Annotated in this window: 18 protein-coding genes; 12 read left to right on the forward strand and 6 right to left on the reverse strand. The window is 70.6% G+C overall.

What is annotated here, in order from left to right; all coding sequences use genetic code 11:
- Positions 1-43: 43 nt before the first annotated feature.
- The gene (locus VED21_RS21595) at positions 44-2,224 is read right to left on the reverse strand and encodes a TonB-dependent hemoglobin/transferrin/lactoferrin family receptor (RefSeq protein ID WP_324885886.1); all 2,181 of its coding nucleotides are present in this window, start codon (positions 2,222-2,224) and stop codon (positions 44-46) included.
- 102 nt (positions 2,225-2,326) lie between these two features.
- Positions 2,327-2,515, reverse strand: coding sequence for a hemin uptake protein HemP (locus VED21_RS21600; RefSeq protein ID WP_324885888.1), 189 nt, complete (start codon positions 2,513-2,515; stop codon positions 2,327-2,329).
- A 320-nt stretch (positions 2,516-2,835) separates the two neighbouring features.
- Here VED21_RS21600 and VED21_RS21605 point away from each other — a divergent pair, with 320 nt between their 5' ends.
- The 12 genes from VED21_RS21605 to VED21_RS21660 all read left to right on the forward strand — a co-directional run bounded on the left by VED21_RS21605 (position 2,836) and on the right by VED21_RS21660 (position 14,383).
- On the forward strand, positions 2,836-3,066 hold the full coding sequence (locus VED21_RS21605; protein WP_324885890.1) for a hypothetical protein: 231 nt from the start codon (positions 2,836-2,838) through the stop codon (positions 3,064-3,066).
- A 68-nt stretch (positions 3,067-3,134) separates the two neighbouring features.
- Positions 3,135-4,730 carry a calcium-binding protein gene (locus VED21_RS21610; protein WP_324885892.1) on the forward strand — a complete coding sequence of 532 codons (1,596 nt, stop codon included), beginning with the start codon at positions 3,135-3,137 and terminating at the stop codon, positions 4,728-4,730.
- 101 nt (positions 4,731-4,831) lie between these two features.
- Entirely contained in the window at positions 4,832-6,505 is a 1,674-nt protein-coding gene (locus VED21_RS21615) for a DUF2491 family protein (RefSeq protein WP_324885894.1), read from the forward strand.
- 34 nt (positions 6,506-6,539) lie between these two features.
- Positions 6,540-6,965, forward strand: coding sequence for a DUF350 domain-containing protein (locus VED21_RS21620; protein ID WP_324885896.1), 426 nt, complete (start codon positions 6,540-6,542; stop codon positions 6,963-6,965).
- Positions 6,966-6,989: 24 nt separating this feature from the next.
- On the forward strand, positions 6,990-7,763 hold the full coding sequence (locus VED21_RS21625; protein ID WP_324885898.1) for a hypothetical protein: 774 nt from the start codon (positions 6,990-6,992) through the stop codon (positions 7,761-7,763).
- A gap of 202 nt (positions 7,764-7,965) precedes the next feature.
- Positions 7,966-8,544: a ferredoxin-type protein NapF gene (napF, locus tag VED21_RS21630; protein ID WP_324885899.1), complete on the forward strand. Its 579-nt coding sequence runs from the start codon at positions 7,966-7,968 to the stop codon at positions 8,542-8,544.
- Positions 8,535-8,858 carry a chaperone NapD gene (locus VED21_RS21635; protein WP_324885902.1) on the forward strand — a complete coding sequence of 108 codons (324 nt, stop codon included), beginning with the start codon at positions 8,535-8,537 and terminating at the stop codon, positions 8,856-8,858. Before napF ends, VED21_RS21635 begins: the two co-directional genes overlap by 10 nt.
- Positions 8,855-11,350, forward strand: a complete 2,496-nt coding sequence (napA, locus tag VED21_RS21640) for a nitrate reductase catalytic subunit NapA (RefSeq protein ID WP_324885904.1) — start codon at positions 8,855-8,857, stop codon at positions 11,348-11,350. Before VED21_RS21635 ends, napA begins: the two co-directional genes overlap by 4 nt.
- Before the next feature lie 177 nt (positions 11,351-11,527).
- Positions 11,528-12,316, forward strand: coding sequence for a ferredoxin-type protein NapG (gene napG, locus VED21_RS21645; protein ID WP_324885905.1), 789 nt, complete (start codon positions 11,528-11,530; stop codon positions 12,314-12,316).
- Positions 12,313-13,233, forward strand: a complete 921-nt coding sequence (napH, locus tag VED21_RS21650) for a quinol dehydrogenase ferredoxin subunit NapH (RefSeq protein ID WP_324885908.1) — start codon at positions 12,313-12,315, stop codon at positions 13,231-13,233. Before napG ends, napH begins: the two co-directional genes overlap by 4 nt.
- Complete coding sequence (locus VED21_RS21655) at positions 13,230-13,688, forward strand: nitrate reductase cytochrome c-type subunit (RefSeq protein WP_324885910.1); 459 nt, start codon at positions 13,230-13,232, stop codon at positions 13,686-13,688. The genes napH and VED21_RS21655 overlap by 4 nt, the downstream gene beginning before the upstream one ends.
- 47 nt (positions 13,689-13,735) lie before the next feature.
- Positions 13,736-14,383: a NapC/NirT family cytochrome c gene (locus VED21_RS21660; RefSeq protein WP_324885911.1), complete on the forward strand. Its 648-nt coding sequence runs from the start codon at positions 13,736-13,738 to the stop codon at positions 14,381-14,383.
- A 143-nt stretch (positions 14,384-14,526) separates the two neighbouring features.
- Here VED21_RS21660 and VED21_RS21665 read toward each other — a convergent pair whose 3' ends face one another.
- The 4 genes from VED21_RS21665 to VED21_RS21680 form a co-directional block, all read right to left on the reverse strand.
- Positions 14,527-15,480, reverse strand: a complete 954-nt coding sequence (locus tag VED21_RS21665; RefSeq protein WP_324885914.1) for an alpha-E domain-containing protein — start codon at positions 15,478-15,480, stop codon at positions 14,527-14,529.
- Positions 15,481-15,492: 12 nt separating this feature from the next.
- Positions 15,493-16,968: a circularly permuted type 2 ATP-grasp protein gene (locus VED21_RS21670; RefSeq protein ID WP_324885916.1), complete on the reverse strand. Its 1,476-nt coding sequence runs from the start codon at positions 16,966-16,968 to the stop codon at positions 15,493-15,495.
- Positions 16,969-17,081: 113 nt separating this feature from the next.
- A complete protein-coding gene (locus VED21_RS21675; RefSeq protein ID WP_324885918.1) occupies positions 17,082-17,960 on the reverse strand; it encodes a transglutaminase family protein in 879 nt (292 codons plus the stop codon).
- Positions 17,957-20,315: circularly permuted type 2 ATP-grasp protein (locus VED21_RS21680; RefSeq protein ID WP_324885920.1), on the reverse strand; the 2,359-nt coding region annotated here is incomplete at its 5' end. The genes VED21_RS21680 and VED21_RS21675, both read right to left, overlap by 4 nt.

Genomic DNA, 20,315 nt, shown 5'->3' on the forward strand with positions numbered 1-20,315 from the left:
GCGCGGATCCGGTCCCGCGCGCCGCCCGACCCGCCGGCGATGGTTACCAGCGGACCGTCGCGTTGACCGCGAAGGTGCGGCCCGGCCGCGCGTAGCGGTCGATGGTCGCGCTGTTCGCGGCGAGGCTGTTGACGTCGCGGAAGCCGAAGTACTTCTTGTCGAAAATGTTGAAGACGCCCGCGTTGACCGACAGGTGCGGGTCCCACTCGTAGGAGACGGAGGCGTCGGCCACCACGTAGCCCGGCGTCTGGAAATAGGTGGGCGAGCTGACGCGGTCGTGCTTGGCCGCCGCGCGGCCCACCAGTTCCGCCCCCCAGCCGTCGGCGCGGTCGTAGCGCACGCCCAGAACGCCGGTCAGCGGCGCCACGCTGTCCACCGGCAGGCCGCTCTGCTTGTCCTTGCCGCGGGCGAAGGCGGCCGAGCCGAACAGCGCCCATTCCGGCGCCACGCGCCACTCGCCGCGCGCCTCGATGCCCCAGATCTCGACGCGCGGCAGATTGCGGTACTGGTACTGCGTGATTCCGTCGCGCCGGCCGATGATCTGGCTGTCGATGAAATCATCGTACAGGTTGTAGAAGGCGCTGACGCCGAAGTTGCTGCCGCCGCTGAAGCGGCCGCGCAAGCCCGCCTCGAAGCCGTCGCTGGTCTCCGCCTTCAGGTTCGGGTTGGGCAGCATCTCATAGCGCTGCGGGCCGTTGGTGTAGCCGTTGTTGGCGCTGTCGAACGGCGGGCTGCGGAAGCCGCGCGCGTACAGGCCGTACACCAGATACTGCTCGTTCAGCTTGTAGGTGATGCCCAGCTTCGGCGACACCGCGAAGTCCGACACCTCGCTGACGGGCGAGCTGCGGAAGTTGCTGTTGGCGAAGTCCCGGTCGGGGTGCGGCGTCATCTTGTAGTAGTCGACGCGCACCGCCGGGGTCAGCGTCAGGGCGCCCAGCGACACCTCGTCCTGCACGTAGGCGCCGGCCTGCACGGTGGTGGAGTCCGGGTAGTTCTTGTTGGGGAAGGTCTCCGCCGGCACGCCGGGGCCGCCGGAGAAGCTGCGCGTGGTCACGCCGGTGGCGAGGTTCGTCTCGTACCGGTCGCGCGGGCGCGTGGTCTTGGCGCGGTCCAGGCTGCCGCCGTAGGTGAATGTGTTCTTCGCCCCGAACAGGGTGGCGGTGCTGGTCAGCTGCACGTCGCCGCCGACGATCGTCTGCTCGAAGTCCAGGTTGGTGACGCGGCGCGCCCGCGTGGCGCCGGTGGCGCGCAGCTGCTCGGTGTCCTCGTCGCGGGTGACGCGGGTGCCGTACAGGCGCCATTCCAGCCGGTCGATGAAGCCGATGGGCGCGCTGTGCACGTGATCGATGCTGAGGCGCGTACGCTGGGTGATGTCCTGGCCGACGCTGTTCAGCACGGTGGACGTGCGCTCGCTCCACAGGTCGGTGTCGGTGCGGCGGCGCAGGTGTTCGGCGGTGACGCGGATCTTGTCCGCGCTGGTCGGCCGCATCACGACCTTGGCCAGGATGTTGTTGGAGCCGTAGTCGACCGGGTTGGGTGCGATGCTGCCGTTGGGCTTGATCTCGCCGCCGTCGCGGCGGGTGTAGGCCACCATGCCCTCGACCCAGGCGGCGCGGGCGGCGGCGACCAGCGTCTTCGACAGGCTCGTGTCGGCCGAATCGTAGCCCACCTTGGCGATCGCCGCCCAATCCTTGCCGACGCGGTTCAGGTAGTCTTCCGGATCCTTGGTGACGAAGGCGACCACGCCGCCGATGGCGTCGCTGCCGTACAGCGCCGAGGCCGGGCCGCGCACGATTTCCAGCCGCTTCAGCGTCTCCACATCGACGAAGTCGCGGGTGTAGGTGCCGGGGCCGGCGTTGGAGCCGGGGAACTCCGGCACGCGCACGCCGTCGATCTGCAGCCGCACGCGGTTCTCGCCGATGCCGCGGATGGAGAAGTTGGTCGCACCCGCGCGGGCCGGCTGGTTGCCGATGTCGACGCCCGGCTCATAGCGGGTGAGGTCGCGCAGGTTGCCCTGGTTGCGCCGCTCCAGCTCATCCCCCTCGATCACGGTGACCGACTGCGGCGTCTCGTAGACCGACTTTTCGGAACGGGTGGCGGTGACCGAGATGGGATCGAGCGTCATCCCGGCGTCCGTCCTGGCCTCCTGGGCCAAGAGGGGGGCGGCGAGGAGCAGGACGAACGGCAGGGGCGCCAGGCGAAGGGTGTTGCGGAAAGCACGCATGCGGGGGAGTCCGTGGCTGAAGGCAGGGGAAGGCATGCCTTGGCTGGCTCGCGCAACGACGCTGGCTGGCTCGGCGATTGGGCTGGACGGATGGAGCAGGGGTTACTTGATCAAAAGCAGCTTGTTCGCCCGCGTGACCCGCAGGCGGTAGTTCTGGCCGGCGTGTCGCAGGATGACCTCGCTGGCGCCGCGCATCAGCTGCGCGGTTTCGACGACGGCGAGCCCGGCCGCGGCCACCGGTTCCGGCGGGGCGGGCTGCTTCGAAGGAACGGCTGTCGTGGGTTCCGGCATGACGATGTTCTCCTCGCCCTCGGCGTTCGGGATTCCAGGTTATCGGCGCCCTGCGAAAGGTTTGCAATGAAAGTGATAATCATTCTCATAACGGCGCACACGGCCATATGTCAATGGTGAAGCTTCGGTGGATTGGGGCATCGCAGGTTGGGCTTTCGCAGGCGCTCGACCCAGCCTGCACCGCCTCTCCGCAAGACAAACGCAAGGTTTGTGAGCTGCCTCACAGTCGTCGGGCGACCGTCCCGGCATGCTCGGACGAATCCGCCCAAGAACCCGGCAGTAACGGCGGACCACCCCGCAACACGTTACGGAGCCTCACCATGCCCGCCCCAAAGCATCCACCGCCCGCACCCTCCACCCACGTCCTCATGGAACGGGCGCGGCGGGAGCGCAGCGCCTACATGGGCGACGTCTTCCTCGCCCTGTTCCGCGCCATGCTGGCCTTCTGCGCGTCCCTGTTGGCACCGCCACGCCCTGCCGTGCGGGTCCGCCCCGCCCCGGTGTTGAGGGTGGTGACGGCGCACGGCCGCGCGCGTCACCGCCACCGGTGACGAGAATCATCCACCAAACAAAAAACAAGACGTAGCCGCTCCGGGAGGAACCCCACAGGAGGCCTGCCATGACCTACACATTCCCGTTGAAGAACTGGACCGTATACAGCCTGTCCGAAGAGACGGCCGCGTACAGCATCAACGAAGCCACCAACACCCTCACCCTCTCCCCGTCCCTGACGGATTCGGCGCCGGTCGTCTACCAGTTCTACGACAACCTGTTCGACACCAGCACCAGCAACGTGCGCAACGACCTCAGGTTCAATCTGGACCTGAAGCTGACGAACAACGGCGACGCGTCCTATTCCAACGTCGTCGTCGACGCCGTGACCATGCGCCCGATCAACGTCGCTGGATACCCGGCGCACCCGACGATCGCCCACTTCCACCCGGCCGACAATCCCGGCCCCGGGACGCTGACGCAGTCCCAGTCCTACTCGATCCAGCCGGAGGAGACCTACGCGTCGCTCCTCAACGACCTGAACGGCGCCACCCGCGCCCACCTCACCGGCAACACCATCGAGCCGGGCGAGACGGCCAACTGGACGGCCGCCAAGGTGCACCATTGGGACGGCGTCTTCGCGCTGGTGGTGACGCCGGTGTCCACCCTGCCCTACGGCGACGTCGGCAACCGGCTGCAGGGGCTCGACCCCGCCGCCCCGGCCAGCGGCTCGCAGTTCGCCTACCAGAGCGTGGTGAACCAGCACTACTCCGGCACCGCGGAAGGCACCTTCGCCAACGACCTGCTCGTCGGCTCCGACGGGGCGAGCACCATCACCGGCGGCGCCGGCCGCGACACGGCGCTGGGGCGCGACGGCAACGATGTCGTCTCCGGCGGCGACGGCGACGACTTCCTGTACGGCCAGAAGGGCATGGACACGCTGACCGGCGGCGACGGCAACGACCTGCTGGACGGCGGCGCCGACGCCGACATGGTGGAAGGCTGGAGCGGCGACGACATGGTGCTGGGCGGTGCCGGCAACGACACCGTTAACGGCGGCGACGGCAACGACACCGTCGACGGCGGCCTCGACGAGGACACGGTCGATGGCGGCTGGGGCAACGACATCGTCGGCGGCGGCTATGGCAACGACATGCTGTATGGCGGCTACGGCAACGACCAGCTGTACGGCTACTGGGGTGACGACACCCTGCGCGGCGGCGTCGGCGCCGACACGCTGTTCGGCGGCGAGAACAACGACCGGCTGAACGGCGAGGACGGCGAGGACGCGCTGTTCGGCGGCTTCGGCAGCGACACGCTGAACGGGGCCGGCGGCGAGGACACGCTGCACGGCGGCACCGAATCCGACCTGATCGTCGGCGACGGCGGGCGCGACCACCTGTACGGCGGGTCGGAGGCCGACCGGTTCGATTTCAACTTCCTCCCCGACAGCGGAACCGGCTCCGGCCGCGACGTCATCGAGGATTTCAACCGGACGGAAGGCGACAAGTTCGACGTGGCCGGAATCGACGCGCAGCTCAACGCCGGGTCCGCCAACGACACCTTCACCTACATCGGCGCCAACGCGTTCGGCGGCGTCGCCGGCCAGCTGCGCTACGCCAACGGCGTGGTGCAGGCCGACGTGAACGGCGACCGCAACGCCGATTTCGAGGTGGAGATCGTGGGCTCCCCGCCGTTGCAGGCGGCGGACTTCATCCTGTAGCGCACCGGAACACCCTTCTTACGGCCCTGTTTCAGCATGGACGAACACCATGCGCGGGAAACGGGGGAGGGAACCGGCACCATGGCCGAGCGTGGAGCGCCATGCGATCGCGGCTGACGGCGGCCCTGCTGGGCCTGCTGCTGGCCCTGCCGTCCGGCACGCCGCCGGCGACCGGCCCCGCGCTGGTCGCCGGCGGCCTCGTCGTGCTCGCCCCCACGGGGGACGCGCAGGCGCGCGCCGGCCGGACCAGCGGCGGGTACAGCCGCCCCAGCGCGCCGTCGCGCACGCCGTCCTTCAGCGCCCCGCGCTCGTCGCCGTCGCCATCGGGCAGCGGCGGCTACCGCCGCCCGTCCGTCTCCCCGCCCGCGGCCCGCCCAACCCCAACCTACCACAGCCCCGCCGACCGCGAGCTGTCGCGCCGGCAGAGCGGCGAGGCGCTGGAACGCTACCGCGCACCCCGCCCGGACGCTGGCGGCGGCTTCCCGGCCCCCACCCCCACCGCGCCGCCGCCCGGCGCCCGGCGGCATGGGCAATCCGACGATTGGGGCGGCTACCGCAGTCCCGGCGGCTGGGGCGGCGGGTGGGGCAGCGGCTGGGGCGGGAGCCGGGGAACCGGCTGGGGTGGCGGCTGGGGTGGCGGCTGGGCCGGGGGCTGGCGCCCGCCGGGCTATGCGTACAATTCGCCGCCGCGCTTCGGCATCTGGGACGGGCTGTTCCTGTGGTTCCTGCTCGACAACCTCACCCGCCCCGGCTACGCCGACTTCTTCCACAACCAGCGTGGCGACCCCGGCTACCAACAGTGGCGGGAGGAGGCCGAACGGCGCGCCCAGGGGGACGCCGAGCTGCGCGCCAAGCTCGACCAGCTCGACCGCCAGCTGGCCGAGAAGCAGGGCCAGCCGGCGGACCCCAGCTACCTGCCGCCCGGCACCCCGCGCGAGGTCGCCATCGCCGACGCCCGCCCGGTGTCGGACACCGGCAACGCGGGCGACGATGCGGGCGGCGGCTTCGGCGGCGGCTTTCTGATCCTCGTCCTGCTGGCCGGCGGCGGCGTGCTCGTCATGCTGTGGCTGGCGCGCCGCCGCATGACGCCGCGCGCCGCCGGGGCGGCGCCGGCGTCGGGGCCGCTGGACACGGCGGGAAAGATCCTGCGCGCCAAGGTCTCGGGCGAAGCCTACGCGCCGTCGCTGTTCCGCGTCGGCATGACGCTGACCGCCGACCCCACGCCCTTCATCCTGGCCGGCGGCGCCACCAAGGTGACCGCGCCCGATATGGGCGGCGGGCTGGTCAGCGTCGAGGCGGTCGGCCGGCTGACCGCCGGCAACACCACATTGCACCGGCTCTACCTGCCGGGCGGGAGGAGCTTCTTCCAGCTTCACCTCGGCGCCGACGGCCGCCCCGACGAATGCCGCTACTTCTCCCTGATCGACGAGGTGTCGCCGGCCAGCCAGGAGGAGTGGGCGTTCTGGCTCGATCCGGCCGAAGGCATGATCGGCTGGCCGGAGTTCCAGACCAAGGACGGCAAGCTCTACGCCCGCCAATGGGCGCCCGGCACCGCCCGCATCGCCCCGCACGACTTCGCCGAGACCCGCACGGAGGGGGGCGGCGAGCGCGCGCGCCGCCTGCACGCCATGCTCTACGCCGCCCCCACCGGCGCGCCGGCCCCGGCGCCGGAGACCGAGTACGTCCTGGTGGCCGCGGTCGAGGACGCCGGGCAGGCCTGGGTCGAGGTCCACGCCGGCATCGACGTCAACCCCGCCACCCTGTCGCTCGCCTGATGCAGCCCAAGACCCTTCCGGAGGAGCCCGTTCCATGGAGAGCAACACCGCGCTGATCCTCAACGGCCTGGGCAGCGGCCTGCCGATCCTCCTCCTGCACTTCGTCGCCACGGTGCTGCTCTTCCTGGGCGGGGTGGCGGCTTACGTGGCGGTGACGCCAATGCGCGAGCGCCAGCTGCTGGCCAGCGGCAACCGCGCGGCCGGCATCCTGCTGGGCGGCACGGTGGTGGCGCTGGCCATCCCGCTGGCGGCGACGCTGGCCACCAGCCTGTCGCTGCTGGACATCGTGATCTGGGGCGCCATCGCGCTCGTGCTGCAGATCGTCACCTTCGGCATCGCCGTGCTGTTGTTCCGTGACCTGCGGCCGATGATCGAGAACGGCAACGTCGCCGCCGCCACCACGTTGGCCGCGCTGCAGCTCGCCATAGCACTCCTCAACGCCGGCGCCATGGCCGGCTGATCTCATCTCTCAGGGAGGCACCCCATGTTCACGTTCATGCGCAACCTCGTCGGCGTGAAGACGGACCAGGCGGTCCGCAGCGCGGTCGAAGCGCTCGTCCAGTGGGACCCGAAATCGGCGACGGAGGCCGAGCTGCGCACCATGGAGGAACACCTCGACCGCCTCGGCCGGCAGGTGGCCGAGGCGCGCGTCGCCTACGACCGCGAGAAGAAGGAAGCCGACGCCATCGCCCAGCTCTCCCGCCAGCGCCTCGCCGCGGCCGAGCACCTGCAGCGCCAGATCGAGGGCGAGACCGACGCCGCCCGCAAGGCGCCCCTGGAGCAGAGCCTGACCACCCTCGTCGGCCTGCTGGAGCAGATGGCGCCGGAGGTCGACCGCGAGGCGCAGGACGCGACCGAGGCGGAGGAGTTCCTGCGCATGCTGGAGCAGACCTACGCCCAGGCCGGCGAGAAGCTGAAGTCCGCCCGCGCCGAGTTGACCCGCGCCGAGCGCGACATGGCCCGCGCCGCCCAGCAGCGCAACGTCGCCGAACAGCGCGCCGAGGCCGCCCGGCAGGCCGCCGGCCTGAGCGGCGCCACCAGCGGTCTGGGCATGGCGCTGAAGGCCATGCAGGACACCGCCGCGCGCGAGCTGGCCTCGGCGGAGACCGCCAACGCCAAGGCCCGCCTCCTGAAGCCGACCAAGCCGGAGGAGGACGACCCGAACATCAAGGCCGCCCTCCAGGCCGCGACCGGCGCCCTGCCCGCCCCGACCGACCTGTCCAGCCGCCTCGCCGCCATTCGTGCACGTCGGGGCTGAGTTTCGCCCGGTGCGGGGCGCGGCGGTTCAACGGCGTGATGCGCCTTTGCAATTTGACGATCGCCCGCCCCACCCTTGCCTATTGCCGTTTCCTAATTTGATCATGGTCAAGGCTCACCTACCCGAATAGGCAGATCCTGACCCCAGCCTTTAGTGCCGGACGGCCTCACGCCATCCGCCAAAGGTGCACACCAGTGCCGGGATGACCCGCTCCGCAGACGAGCGGGCGCCCGTGGGAGAGATCGCCATGGCCGGCTTCAGCCGAGCAGGTTTCCTGAGGGGGCGCGTCGGCGCGCCGCCCGCAGCCGCGCGCCCGCCCTGGGCGCTGGACGGCGAGCATCGCTTCACCGCGGCGTGCGACGCCTGCGGGCGGTGCGTCGACGCCTGCCCGGCAAAGATCATCACCACCGACCGCGCCGGCCGCCCGGCCATGAATTTCCAGGCCGGCGCCTGCGATTTCTGCGGCGCCTGCGCCGACGCCTGCCCGACCGGCGCGCTTCGCCGGGCGGAGGGTGCGGCACCGTGGCACATGGTCGCCGTCGTCGGCACCGCCTGCCTGTCGCTGCGCGCCGTCGACTGCCGCATCTGCGGTGAGCACTGCGAGCCGCGCGCCATCCGCTTCCGCCCGCTGGGCGGCGGGCGCCGGCTGCCGGACGTGGACGCCGCGCTGTGCACCGGCTGCGGCGGCTGCGTCGCGCCCTGCCCCGTCACCGCCATCGCCATCCGCCCCCACGGCCAAGAGCCCAAGATCCAAGAAATGGAGAAGGCCGCATGCGGCTGAACCGCTTCGTCCAAGAGGAAATCGCCCGGCCGCTCGCCGGGCCGGCCGCCGCGGGCCACAACATCTGCGGCGTGCTGGTCCACGCCGATCCGGCGCGCCTGACGGCGGCGCGGGCGGCGCTGCTGGCCCTGCCGGGGGTGGAGATCCACCAGGAGGCGGCGGACGGCCGTCTGGTCGTCACCATCGAGGATGCCGATGGTACCCCCGCCGCGCTGACGCTGAGCAAATTGACCGAACTCGAGGGAATCGCGTCGGCGGCCCTCGTCTACCACCACTGCGAGACGGACGCCCAGTCCGAGGAGATGCCCTCATGAAACTCAACCGACGCGACTTCGTTAAGGCCAACGCCGTCGCCGCGACCGCCGCGGTCGCCGGGCTGCCCGTCTCCACCAAGGTCGCCGAGGCGGCCACCGCCGATGGCATCCGCTGGGACAAGGGCGTGTGCCGCTTCTGCGGCACCGGCTGCGGCGTTCTGGTCGGCGTGAAGGACGGGCGCGTCGTCGCCACCCAGGGCGACCCGGACGCGCCGGTCAACCGCGGCCTGAACTGCATCAAGGGCTACTTCCTCTCCAAGATCATGTACGGCGAGGACCGGCTGAAGACGCCGCTCCTGCGCAAGAAGAACGGCGTCTACGCCAAGGACGGCGACTTCACGCCGGTGTCGTGGGACGAGGCGTTCGACATCATGGCCGCCAAGTGGAAGGAGGCCTTGAAGAAGACCGGCCCGTCGGCCATCGGCATGTTCGGCTCCGGCCAGTGGACGATCTGGGAGGGCTATGCCGCTTCCAAGCTGTTCAAGGCCGGCTTCCGCTCCAACAACCTGGACCCGAACGCGCGGCACTGCATGGCCTCGGCCGTCGCCGGCTTCATGCGCACCTTCGGCATCGACGAGCCGATGGGCTGCTACGACGACGCCGAGCACGCGGACGCCTTCGTGCTCTGGGGCTCCAACATGGCGGAGATGCACCCGATCCTGTGGTCGCGCATCACCGACCGGCGCCTGACGCACAAGGAGTGCAAGGTCGCCGTGCTCTCCACGTTCGAGCACCGCTCCTACGAACTCGCCGACCTGCCGATCATCTTCAAGCCGCAGTCGGATCTGGCGATCCTCAACTACATCGCCAACTACATCATCCAGACCGGCCGGGTGAACGCCGACTTCGTCGCCAAGCACCTGAACTTCAAGAAGGGCGTCACCGACATCGGCTACGGCCTGCGCCCGACGCACGCGCTGGAGAAGGACGCCAAGAACGCCGCCGACCCCAACGCCGCCGCGCCAATCACCTTCGACGACTACAAGGCCTTCGTGGCCGAGTACACGGCGGAGAAGACGGCCGAAATCTCCGGCGTGCCGGTGGAGCAGCTGAAGGCCCTGGCGGAACTCTACGCCGACCCGAAGGTGAAGGTCGTCTCCTACTGGACGATGGGCTTCAACCAGCACACGCGCGGCACCTGGGCCAACAACCTCGTCTACAACATCCACCTGCTGACCGGTAAGATCTCGCAGCCCGGCAACGGCCCGTTCTCGCTGACCGGCCAGCCGTCGGCCTGCGGCACGGCGCGCGAGGTGGGCACCTTCGCCCACCGCCTGCCGGCCGACATGGTGGTGACCAACCCCGACCACCGCGCCAAGACGGAGAAGATCTGGCAGCTGCCCGAAGGCACGCTGCCCGACAAGATCGGCTACCACGCGGTTCTGCAAAGCCGGATGCTGAAGGACGGCAAGCTGAACTGCTACTGGACCATGTGCACCAACAACATGCAGGCCGGTCCGAACATCAACGAGGAGCTGTATCCGGGCTGGCGCAACCCGGCCGCCTTCGTGGTGGTGTCCGACGCCTACCCGACCGTCTCCGCCCTGTCGGCCGACCTGATCCTGCCCAGCGCCATGTGGATGGAGAAGGAAGGGGCCTACGGCAACGCCGAGCGCCGCACCCAGTTCTGGCGCCAGCAGGTGAAGGCGCCGGGCGAGGCGCGCTCCGACGTCTGGCAGCTGATGGAGTTCGCCAAGCGCTTCAAGGTCGAGGAGGTGTGGCCGGAGGAGCTGATCGCCAAGAAGCCGGAGGTGCGCGGCAAGACGCTGTTCGACATCCTCTACGCCAACGGCGTGGTCAACAAGTTCGGCCTCGACCAGATCCAGGCCGGCTTCGAGAACGACGATTCCAAGCTGCTGGGCTTCTACATCCAGAAGGGCCTGTTCGAGGAATACGCCCAGTTCGGCCGCGGCAAGGCGCACGACCTCGCCGACTTCGAGCTGTACCACAAGGCCCGCGGCCTGCGCTGGCCGGTGGTCGACAACAAGGAGACGCTCTGGCGCTTCCGCGAGGGCTACGACCCCTACGTCAAGGCCGGCGAGGGGGTCAGCTTCTACGGCTTCAAGGACAACAAGGCGAACGTCTTCGCCCTGCCCTACCAGCCCGCCGCCGAGGCGCCGGACGCCGAGTACGACCTGTGGCTGGTGACGGGCCGCGTGCTGGAGCACTGGCACACCGGCTCCATGACCCGCCGCGTGCCGGAGCTGCACCGCGCCTTCCCCAACGCGGTCGTCTACATGCACCCCGACGACGCCAAGGCGCGCGGTCTGCGCCGCGGCATGTCGGTGAAGCTGATGACCCGGCGCGGCGAGGTGACCTCGCGCCTGGAAACGCAAGGCCGCAACAAGCCGCCGAAGGGGCTGGTGTTCATCCCGTTCTTCGACGAGAGCCAGCTGGTCAACAAGCTCGTGCTCGACGCCACCTGCCCGATCTCCAAGGAGACGGACTTCAAGAAGTGCGCCTGCAAGGTGGTGAAGGGCGCGGAGGCGTAACCATCAAAACCCCTCCCCCGGCCCCGCCGGGGGAGGGAGGGACCCACGCGAAGCGTGGGAGGGTGGGGGCAGCGGCCTCCCCGAGAAGCCGTAGCCCCCACCCTTCCCGCCTCCGGCGGGCCCCTTCCCTCCCCCTGCGGAGCAGGGGGAGGGCGTAGAATGTGCGGAGTGCTCATCATGGGCGCATCACAGGACAAGGCCGGTGTCGACCGGCGCCGGTTCCTCTCCGGCGCGGCCGGGGCGGTGTGCGGTGCTGGGTTCCTGACGCTGCTGCTGGCGCGCGTCGCGGCTCCGTCGCGCACGCTGGCGGCGACCGCGCTGCGTCCGCCGGGTGCGCTGGCGGAGGGCGACTTCCTGGCCGCCTGCGTGCGCTGCGGGCTGTGCGTGCGCGCCTGCCCCTACGACACGCTGAAGCTGGCCGACCTCGCCGACCAGGCGGCCACCGGCACGCCCTACTTCGAGGCGCGCCGGATCCCCTGCGAGATGTGCGAGGACATTCCCTGCGTCGTCGCCTGCCCCACCGGCGCTCTCGCCAAGAGCCTGACCAACATCGACGACGCCCGCATGGGCTCGGCCGTGCTGGTCGGGCATGAGACGTGCCTGAATGTGCTGGGCCTGCGCTGCGACGTCTGCTACCGGGTCTGCCCGCTGATCGACAAGGCGATCAGGCTGGAGGCCCGCCACAACGAACGCACCGGCCGCCACGCCCACCTGATCCCGGTGGTGAACACCGCCGTCTGCACCGGCTGCGGCAAGTGCGAGAAGTCCTGCGTGCTGGAGGAGGCGGCCATCAAGGTGCTGCCCGTCGAGTTGGCGCGCGGCCGTCTGGGCGACCACTACCGCCTGGGCTGGGAGGAGAAGGCCAGGAAGGGCGAGTCCCTCGTCGACGGCATCATCGACCTGCCCGACCGCGGCTACACGCCCCCGGCGCTGAACCCAGCGCTGAACAAGGAGTTCCGGCCATGAGCGCGGTCACACGGCGCCTGCCGGGGCCCGCGGCCGTCCAGGCCAAGGGCTGGTTCGCCGCCCACCGCTGGCTGATCGCCCGGCGGACGGCGCAGGCGGGCTTCCTCGCCCTGTTCCTCACCGGGCCGCTGTTCGGCGTGTGGATCACGCGCGGCACGCTGGCGACCAGCGAGACGCTGGGCGTGCTGCCGCTGACCGACCCGCTGGTCCTGCTGCAATCGCTGCTGGCCGGCCATGTTCCGGAAACGGCGGCCATCGTCGGCGCGCTGATCGTGTTCGCCGCCTATGCGCTGCTGCGCGGCCGGCTCTACTGCTCCTGGGTGTGCCCGGTGAACGTGGTGACGGACGCCGCCGCCGCGACGCGCCGCCGGCTCGGCCTCAGGGAGGGCACGGCGCTCGGCCGGCGCCTGCGCTTCCTGGTGCTGGCCGCCGTTCTGCTCGCCTCCGCGTTCACCGGCGTCATCGTGTGGGAGGTGGTGAACCCCGTCACGCTCCTGCACCGCGCGCTGGTGTTCGGCTCGCTGGCCGCCAGCGGGCTGGCCTGGAGCGTGGTGGCGGCGATCTTCCTCTTCGACCTCGCGGTGGCGCCGCGCGGCTGGTGCGGGCACCTGTGCCCGGTCGGCGCCTTCTACGGGCAGGTCGGCCGCTTCGGCCGGGTGGCCGTGTCGGCGCCGAACCGCGCGGCCTGCGACCACTGCATGGACTGCTACCAGGTCTGCCCCGAACCCCACGTCATCACCCCGGCCCTCAAGGACGCGGGCAGCGACGTGATCCATTCCCCCGACTGCACGGCCTGCGGCCGCTGCGTCGACGTGTGCCCACAGACCGTGTTCGCCCTCGGCATCCGCCCGCCCCGCCCGACGGGTGCGGCCCGGACCGCCGCCCCGGCGCCCAACGCCCAAGGAGACCTGACGTGAAAACCCGACTGAAGCTGATCGTCGCGGCGGCCGGCATGATGCTCGCCTCCGCCATCCTGACGCCGGCGGGTGCCGTGGCTGAAGAAGTCCGCTCGCTGCGCGGCCCGGTGGGCGTGCAGGAGAGCGACCAGGCGCCCTCGCTCAACATCTTCACCTACCAGGAAGGCGGCAACCACGCCCGCAACTTCCGCCAGCAGCCGCCGCTGGTCCCGCACAAGATCGAGAAGTACCAGGTCGACAAGAACGTCAACCAGTGCATCGGCTGCCACGAGTGGACCAACGCCAAGACCATGCGCGCCCCGCAGATCAGCGAGACGCACTACGTCGACCGCCAGGGGAACCGCCTGGACACCATCGCCGGCACACGCTGGTTCTGCACCCAATGCCACGTGCCGCAGACCGACGCCAAGCCGCTGGTGGACAACGCGTTCACGCCGGTCACCAAGGTCCGCTGAACGAAGCCCGCTGAACAACGTCCGCTGAAGACGGGGAGCACCACACCATGACCGCCAACACCCTGGACCGCGCGGGCGCGAGACGGCCGGGCCTCATCGCCCGGCTGTGGAGGACGCTGACCCGCCCCACCGTGCATTTCTCGCTGGGCTTCCTGCTCCTGGCCGGCGCCGTCGGCGGCGTGCTGTTCTGGGGCGGCTTCAACTGGGCGATGGAGGCGACGAACAACGAGCAGTTCTGCGTCTCCTGCCACGAGATGCGCGAGAACGTCTACGCCGAGTACCGCGGCACCGTGCACGACAGCAACCCGTCGGGCGTGCGCGCCACCTGCCCCGACTGCCACGTGCCCAAGGACTGGACGCACAAGGTCATCCGCAAGATCGAGGCGTCGAAGGAGCTGTACCACCACATCATCGGCTCCATGCCCACCAAGGAGGCGTTCGAGGAGCAGCGCATCCGCCTGGCCGGCAACGTCTGGCGGGCGATGAAGGCGACGGACTCGCGCGAGTGCCGGAACTGCCACAACTTCGCCGGCATGGACATCGCCCAGCAGGGCCCGCGCGCGCGCCCGCTGCACCTCCAGGCGCAGGAGCAGGGCCAGACCTGCATCGACTGCCACAAGGGCATCGCCCACAACCTGCCCGCCGGCGCCGCCGAACTGGAGCGCAAGGTGACGGAAGAGTTCGCGAAGAAGTGACAAAAGCCCCTCTCCCTTGAGGGGAGAGGGGTCGGGGGTGAGGGTGGTTACGCCCGGCAGGGCGGACAAAAACTCCTTTTCCCGCCTTCCGGCGGTAATGACCCCTCATCCCAACCCTTCTCCCCCAAGGGGAGAAGGGCGTCTTACGCCGCCTTGTGGCCGAAGAACGCCTGCCCGATGTCCGCCGTCACCAGCCCCAGCTGGACCTGGATCCAGTCGAGGAAGTCGTGCAGGCCGTGGCGGATCACGTCGTCCACCGTCTGGTCGGCCAGCGCCGCGCGGATCTCGTCCAGCCGCTCCATCGCCGCCGCGGCGCCGGACAGGTTGTAGCGCGAGCGCAGCTGGCTGAGGATCCATTCCACCTGCCGCAGGCACAGGCTGACCGAGCGCGGGAAGGTGTCGGAGAACAGCAGGAACCCCGCCACCGCGGCCGGCGTCATGCGCCCGAAGTACAGCCGCCGGAACGTCTGGTACCCCGCCACCGCGCGCAGCAGCGCGTTCCACTGGCTGAGGTCGAGGGCGGAACCCACGTCGTCCGCCTTCGGCAGCAGCAGGTGGTACTTGATGTCCAGCAGGCGCGTGGTCTGGTCCGCCCGCTCGATGTAGCGGCCCAATGAGTAGAAGAACCACGCCTCGTCGCGGTTGACCGAGCCCTCGACGATGCCCGTGTGCTCCTGGCAGGCCTTGCGGATCTCGGCGCACAGCTTCGACAGGCGCGGGGTGGCGATGTCCTCCTTCGTCAGCTGCCGGATGCGGTTGTGGAAGACGTTGAGCTGGGTCCACAGCTCGATCGACACCAGCGATCGCAGGGTGCGCGCGTTCTCGCGCGCCGCCTGGACATAGGCCTGGATCGACGTCGGGTTGCTCGCGTCCAGCAGGTAGAAGTCGAGCACGCTCTGCGCGTCGGCCACCGTGTGCTTGGCGAAGAACGCCTTTTCGTCGGCGTTGATCTGCACCACCGACAGCCAGTTGTGCGCACCCTTGTCGCGCGCGAAGGTCTCGGTGACTTCCAGGATGCGCGCCGTGTTCTCGACCCGCTCCATGTAGCGGGCCATCCACACGATGCACTCGGCGTAGCGGGAGAGGAGGTTCGCCATGATCGTCGTCCCTTACGCCAGCACCCAGGTGTCCTTCGACCCGCCGCCCTGCGACGAGTTCACGACCAGCGAGCCCTCCCGCAGCGCCACGCGCGTCAGCCCGCCGGGCAGCACCCAGGTGCTGGCCCCGGTCACCGCGAAGGGCCGCAGGTCGACGTGGCGCGGCACGATGCCGCCGTCGGCCAGCGTCGGCGCCACCGACAGCGCCAGCGTCGGCTGGCTGATGTAGTTGGCCGGGTCGGCCTTCAACTTGACGCGGAAATCCTCGATCTCCGCCTTCGTCGCCTTCGGCCCGATGATCATGCCGTAGCCGCCGGACTCGCCCACCGGCTTCACCACCAGCTGCTCCAGGTTGTCGAGCGTGTATTGCAGCGCGTCCGCCTCGCGGCAGATACGCGTGTCCACGTTGGGCAGGATCGGGTCCTGCTGGAGGTAGTAGCGGATGATGCGCGGCATGTAGGCGTAGACCGCCTTGTCGTCGGCGACACCGGTGCCCACCGCGTTGGCCAGCGCCACGTTCCCCTTGCGGTAGGCCCGCATCAGGCCCGGCACGCCCAGCATGCTGTCGGGGCGGAACACCTCGGGATCCAGGAATTCGTCGTTCAGGCGGCGGTAGATGGTGTGGACCGGCGCCAGCGCCCTGGTGGTGCGCATGTACACGCGGTCGTTCTCGACCACGAGGTCGCGTCCCTCCACCAGCGGGATGCCCATCTCGCGCGCCAGGAAGACGTGCTCGAAATAGGCGGAGTTGTAGATGCCCGGCGACAGCAGCACGACCTGCGGGTCGCTCACCGGGGCGATGGCCGCCATCGCCTCGTGCAGGCGGATGCCGTAGTCGTCCACCGGGCGGACGTGCGTGTCCTCCATCAGGTCGGGGAAGGCGCGCAGCATCAGCGTGCGGTTCTCGACCACGTAGGACACGCCGGACGGCGTGCGGGCGTTGTCCTCCAGCACGCGGAAGGTGCCCTCGTGGTCGCGCACCACGTCGATGCCGCAGACGTGGGCGTAGGTGCCGTGCGGCACGTTCAAGCCCCGCATCTCCGGCCGGTAGTTGGGGTTGTCCAGCACCAGATCCGCCGGGACGACGCCGTCCTTCAGGATCTTCTGGTCGCCGTAGACGTCGGCCAGGAACAGGTTGATCGCCGCCACGCGCTGCACCACGCCGGCCTCGACGTGCGCCCACTCGCGCGCCGTGATGACGCGGGGGATGACGTCGAAGGGCAGGATGCGGTCGATGGCGTCCTTCTCCGAATAGACGGTGAAGGTGATGCCCAGGTCGAACAGCTCGCGCTCGGCGTCGGCGTTGCGGCGGCGCAGCTGGTCCTGCGCCAAGCGGTCGAGCCGCCGGCGGATCCGCGCGAACTCCTCCGCCCCATCGGCGCGCGGGCTCGTCAGTTCGCAGAAGAAGCCGTTCCGGTCATAGTCCGACAGCAGCCCGGAAAAGTTTAATGCGTCGTCCGGCATGGGGTATCCGCTCGGTTCATCCATGACCATTCCTAAGCAATGGGCATGCCGCGCCGCTCAGGCGCGGATGCCGCAGCGCAGCGGCACGGGCGCCGCGAAAAACTGCCTCACTTTTGTGCAAGCCGGTTGCATTCTGCTCAACCCTCGTCCACCCGCACGTCGACGGAGACGGTCAGCGCGTGCTCGCCCCCGCCGACCACCTGCCCCTTGACGGGGCTGACGTCCTCGTAATCGCGGCCCCAGGCGCAGGTGACGTGCTCGTCCCCCACCAGCATGTCGTTGGTGGGGTCCAGGTCGACCCAGCCGCGGCCGGGGATCCACACGGAGACCCAGGCGTGCGAGGCGTCCGCCCCCACCAGCTTCGCCTGCCCCGGCGGCGGCCGCGTCAGCAGGTAGCCGCCGACGTAGCGCGCCGCCAGCCCCATGGCGCGCAGACACGCGATCTGCAAATGCGCGAAGTCCTGGCACACGCCGCGCCGCATCGCCAGCACCTGCGCCAGCGGCGTGCTGACCGTGGTGGCGGCCGGGTCGTACTGGAAGTCCGCGTGGATGCGCCGGGTGAGGTCAAATGCCGCATCCAGCACCGGCCGGCCGGGCGCGAAGCTGGGCCGGGCGTAGGCGCGCAGGTCGTCCGACGCGGCGGCGAAGGGGGAATCGCACAGGAATTCGGCAGCCTCCAGCGCCGGCGCGTCCGCCGGGCACGCCAGCGCCGCCCGCACCGCCTCCCACGGCGGCGTCGCCAGCGGATCGGCGGCGGGCGGCGGCGCCACCTCCACATGGCTTTCGGCGATCACCGTCAGCACCCGGTGCGAGGTCTGGATGGTCAGGAAGCTGACCGGGTTGCCGAAGTAGTCCACCCGGTCGGCGCGCGCCGCCGGGGCCGGCTCCACCGACAGCGAGGCGTCCAGGCAGCGCTGCCGCTCCGTCTCGCGCGGGATGAGGCGCGCGGCGTGGTGCGAGACCAGCACCGGCGTGGAATAGGCGCAGGTGGTGACGTGACGGACCCGGTACCTCACATCCGCCACTCCCGCTGGCGGGCGGAATGGCCACTGGCGTGGGCGAAGTACTCGCGGCTCAGCGTCTCCGACAGCTCCCACAGGCGCGCCTGCAGCACCTCTAGCAGCTTGCCAAGGTGGTACCAGCGCCCGTCCTCGTCCGCCACGGCCAGCACGTCGATGTCGGCGGTGCGGACCGATCCCTCCAGGAAGATCATCAGCCGCTGTTCGGGGCGGATGCGCGCCGTCTCGCGGATGGCGACCAGATGCTCGACATGGTCGGCCAGCAGCGCGAACTGGAAGGCGACGGAGCGCGGGTTCGAATCGTCGCACAGCAGCAGGTCCAGCACCGGCGCGAACTGCGGCGTCGGGAAATAGCGGGAGCGGTAGGTCATGCCGCTGTCCGACACCGCCAGCAGCGCGTCCAACGCCACCGGCATGTCGCCGCCGCGCAGCGTCAGCACGCCCGACAGCAGGTCGATCAGGTGCAGCGCCCGCTCCACGCGCCGGCCGATGTCGAGGAAGCGCCAGCCCAGGCCCCGCGTCATGTTCTCCAGCACCAGCCCGCTCGACGCCTCCAGCATCAGGATCAGGCCGTTCAGCGCCCCCAGCACCTCGCCCACGTCGGTCGCGGCGGCGGGCTTCAGGCGCAGGGCCGCGGCGTTGAGCTGCTGCACGTTGCGCCAGGTGTCCAGCGACAGGCGATCGCGCACGCGCGCCGCCACGCGCAGCAGCCGGCCCATGTTGGCGACCAGCCCGGTGCCGTAGGCCGGGTCGAACTGCTGGCGGCCCAGCAGCGCCGCCGCGTCCGCCACCGTGCCGGCCTGGGCGCGCGCCGGGTGCAGGCCCAGGAGGCTGAGGATGGCCGAGAGCGGCGCCAGCGTCTCCCCGCCGCCGCCCACGATGCCGCTCGCACTTTCCTCCACCTGGACGTAGACGGTGCGCAGCATGCGGGTGATGCCCTCGCTGCGCTCCAGGTAGCGGCCGAACCAGAACATGTTGTCGGCCACGCGGCTGGGCAGGTCGCGCCCGCCGCGCACGAGGCGCACGGGTGCGGCCGTCGGCGGGGCCGTGCGGCGCGGCGCCTGCGGCGCGTCCGACATCACCCAGGTGTCCTTGCTGCCGCCCTCGCCTCCCCCCTGCAGGGCCGCGTTGGTCAGGTCGCGCGCCGAGGACGCGCGCGCCAGCCCCCCGGGCATGGCGCGGTAGCCGTCCCCCTGGGCCGCCAGGAAGGCGCGCAGCACCATGGGCTTGGGCTCCAGCCGCCCGCCCGCCCAGACGGGCGTGGTGGAGGGGCTGACCGGCTCCTGCGCCACGAAGGCGTGCGGGCGCGCGTCGATGCGGGCGGCCAGCGCCTCGCGCTCCACCGCCACCAGCGCGTCGCCGAAGATCGCCGGGGCGCGCAGGTCGTAGGCCGAGCGGACCGTCAGCCGGTGGAGGTTGTCCAGCACGTGGCGGCGCGACGCCTCGTCCCCGCACCACCACGTCGGCACCGACGGCAGCGTCAGATCCTCGCCCAGCAGTTCCCGCGCTAGGCGCGGCAGGAAGGCGGCGATGGCCGGCGTCTCCACGACGCCGCAGCCCAGCGCGTTGGCGACGGTCACCGACCCGGCGCGCACCGCCTGCACCATGCCGGCGACGCCGAGGTCGGAGCGCGAATCCAGCTCCAGCGGGTCGCACAGGTGGGCCGGCGTGTGTCGCAGGATGACGTCCACGGGCTGCAGGCCGTCCAGCGTCTTCAGCAGCACCCGTTCGTCCCGCACCGTCAGGTCCTCGCTCTCCACCATCGGGCAGCCGATGAGGCGGGCGAGGTAGGCGTGCTCGAAGCTGCTGCCGGCGGCATCGCCGGGGCTGAGCAGGACGAGGCGCGGCTGGTCGAAACGGCGCGGCGACAGCGACAGCAGCGTGTCGCGCAGCACCTGAACAAAGGGCATCAGCCACTGCACCCGCGAATTGCGGAAGAACTCCGCCAGGATGCGCGCCGTGATCAGCCGGTTCTCCAGCGCGTAGCCGACGCCGGCCGGCGCGTCCGTCCGCTCCCCCACCACGGTCCAGCCGCCGTCCCGCGTGCGGGCGAGGTCGGCGGCGTAGAGGTGCAGGAAGATGCCCGACGGCGGCACGATGCCGTGGCAGGCGCGCAGGTAGCCGGGATGCCCGAACACCAGCGTCGGCGGCAGCAGCCCGTCGCGCACCAGCCGGCGCGGCCCGTACAGGTCGGCCAGGATCAGGTTCAACAGCCGCGCCCGCTGCTCCAGTGCCGCCGCCAGCGCGCGGCCCTCGGCGGCTTCCAGCAGCAGCGGCATGGGGTCCAGCTGCCACGGCCGTTCCAGCCCCTGCGGGTCGCCGTGCACGTGGAAGGTGACGCCGTTGTCGGCG

Origin of the sequence: Azospirillum sp. (assembly GCF_035627195.1) — a bacterium.
GTDB lineage: Bacteria > Pseudomonadota > Alphaproteobacteria > Azospirillales > Azospirillaceae > Azospirillum.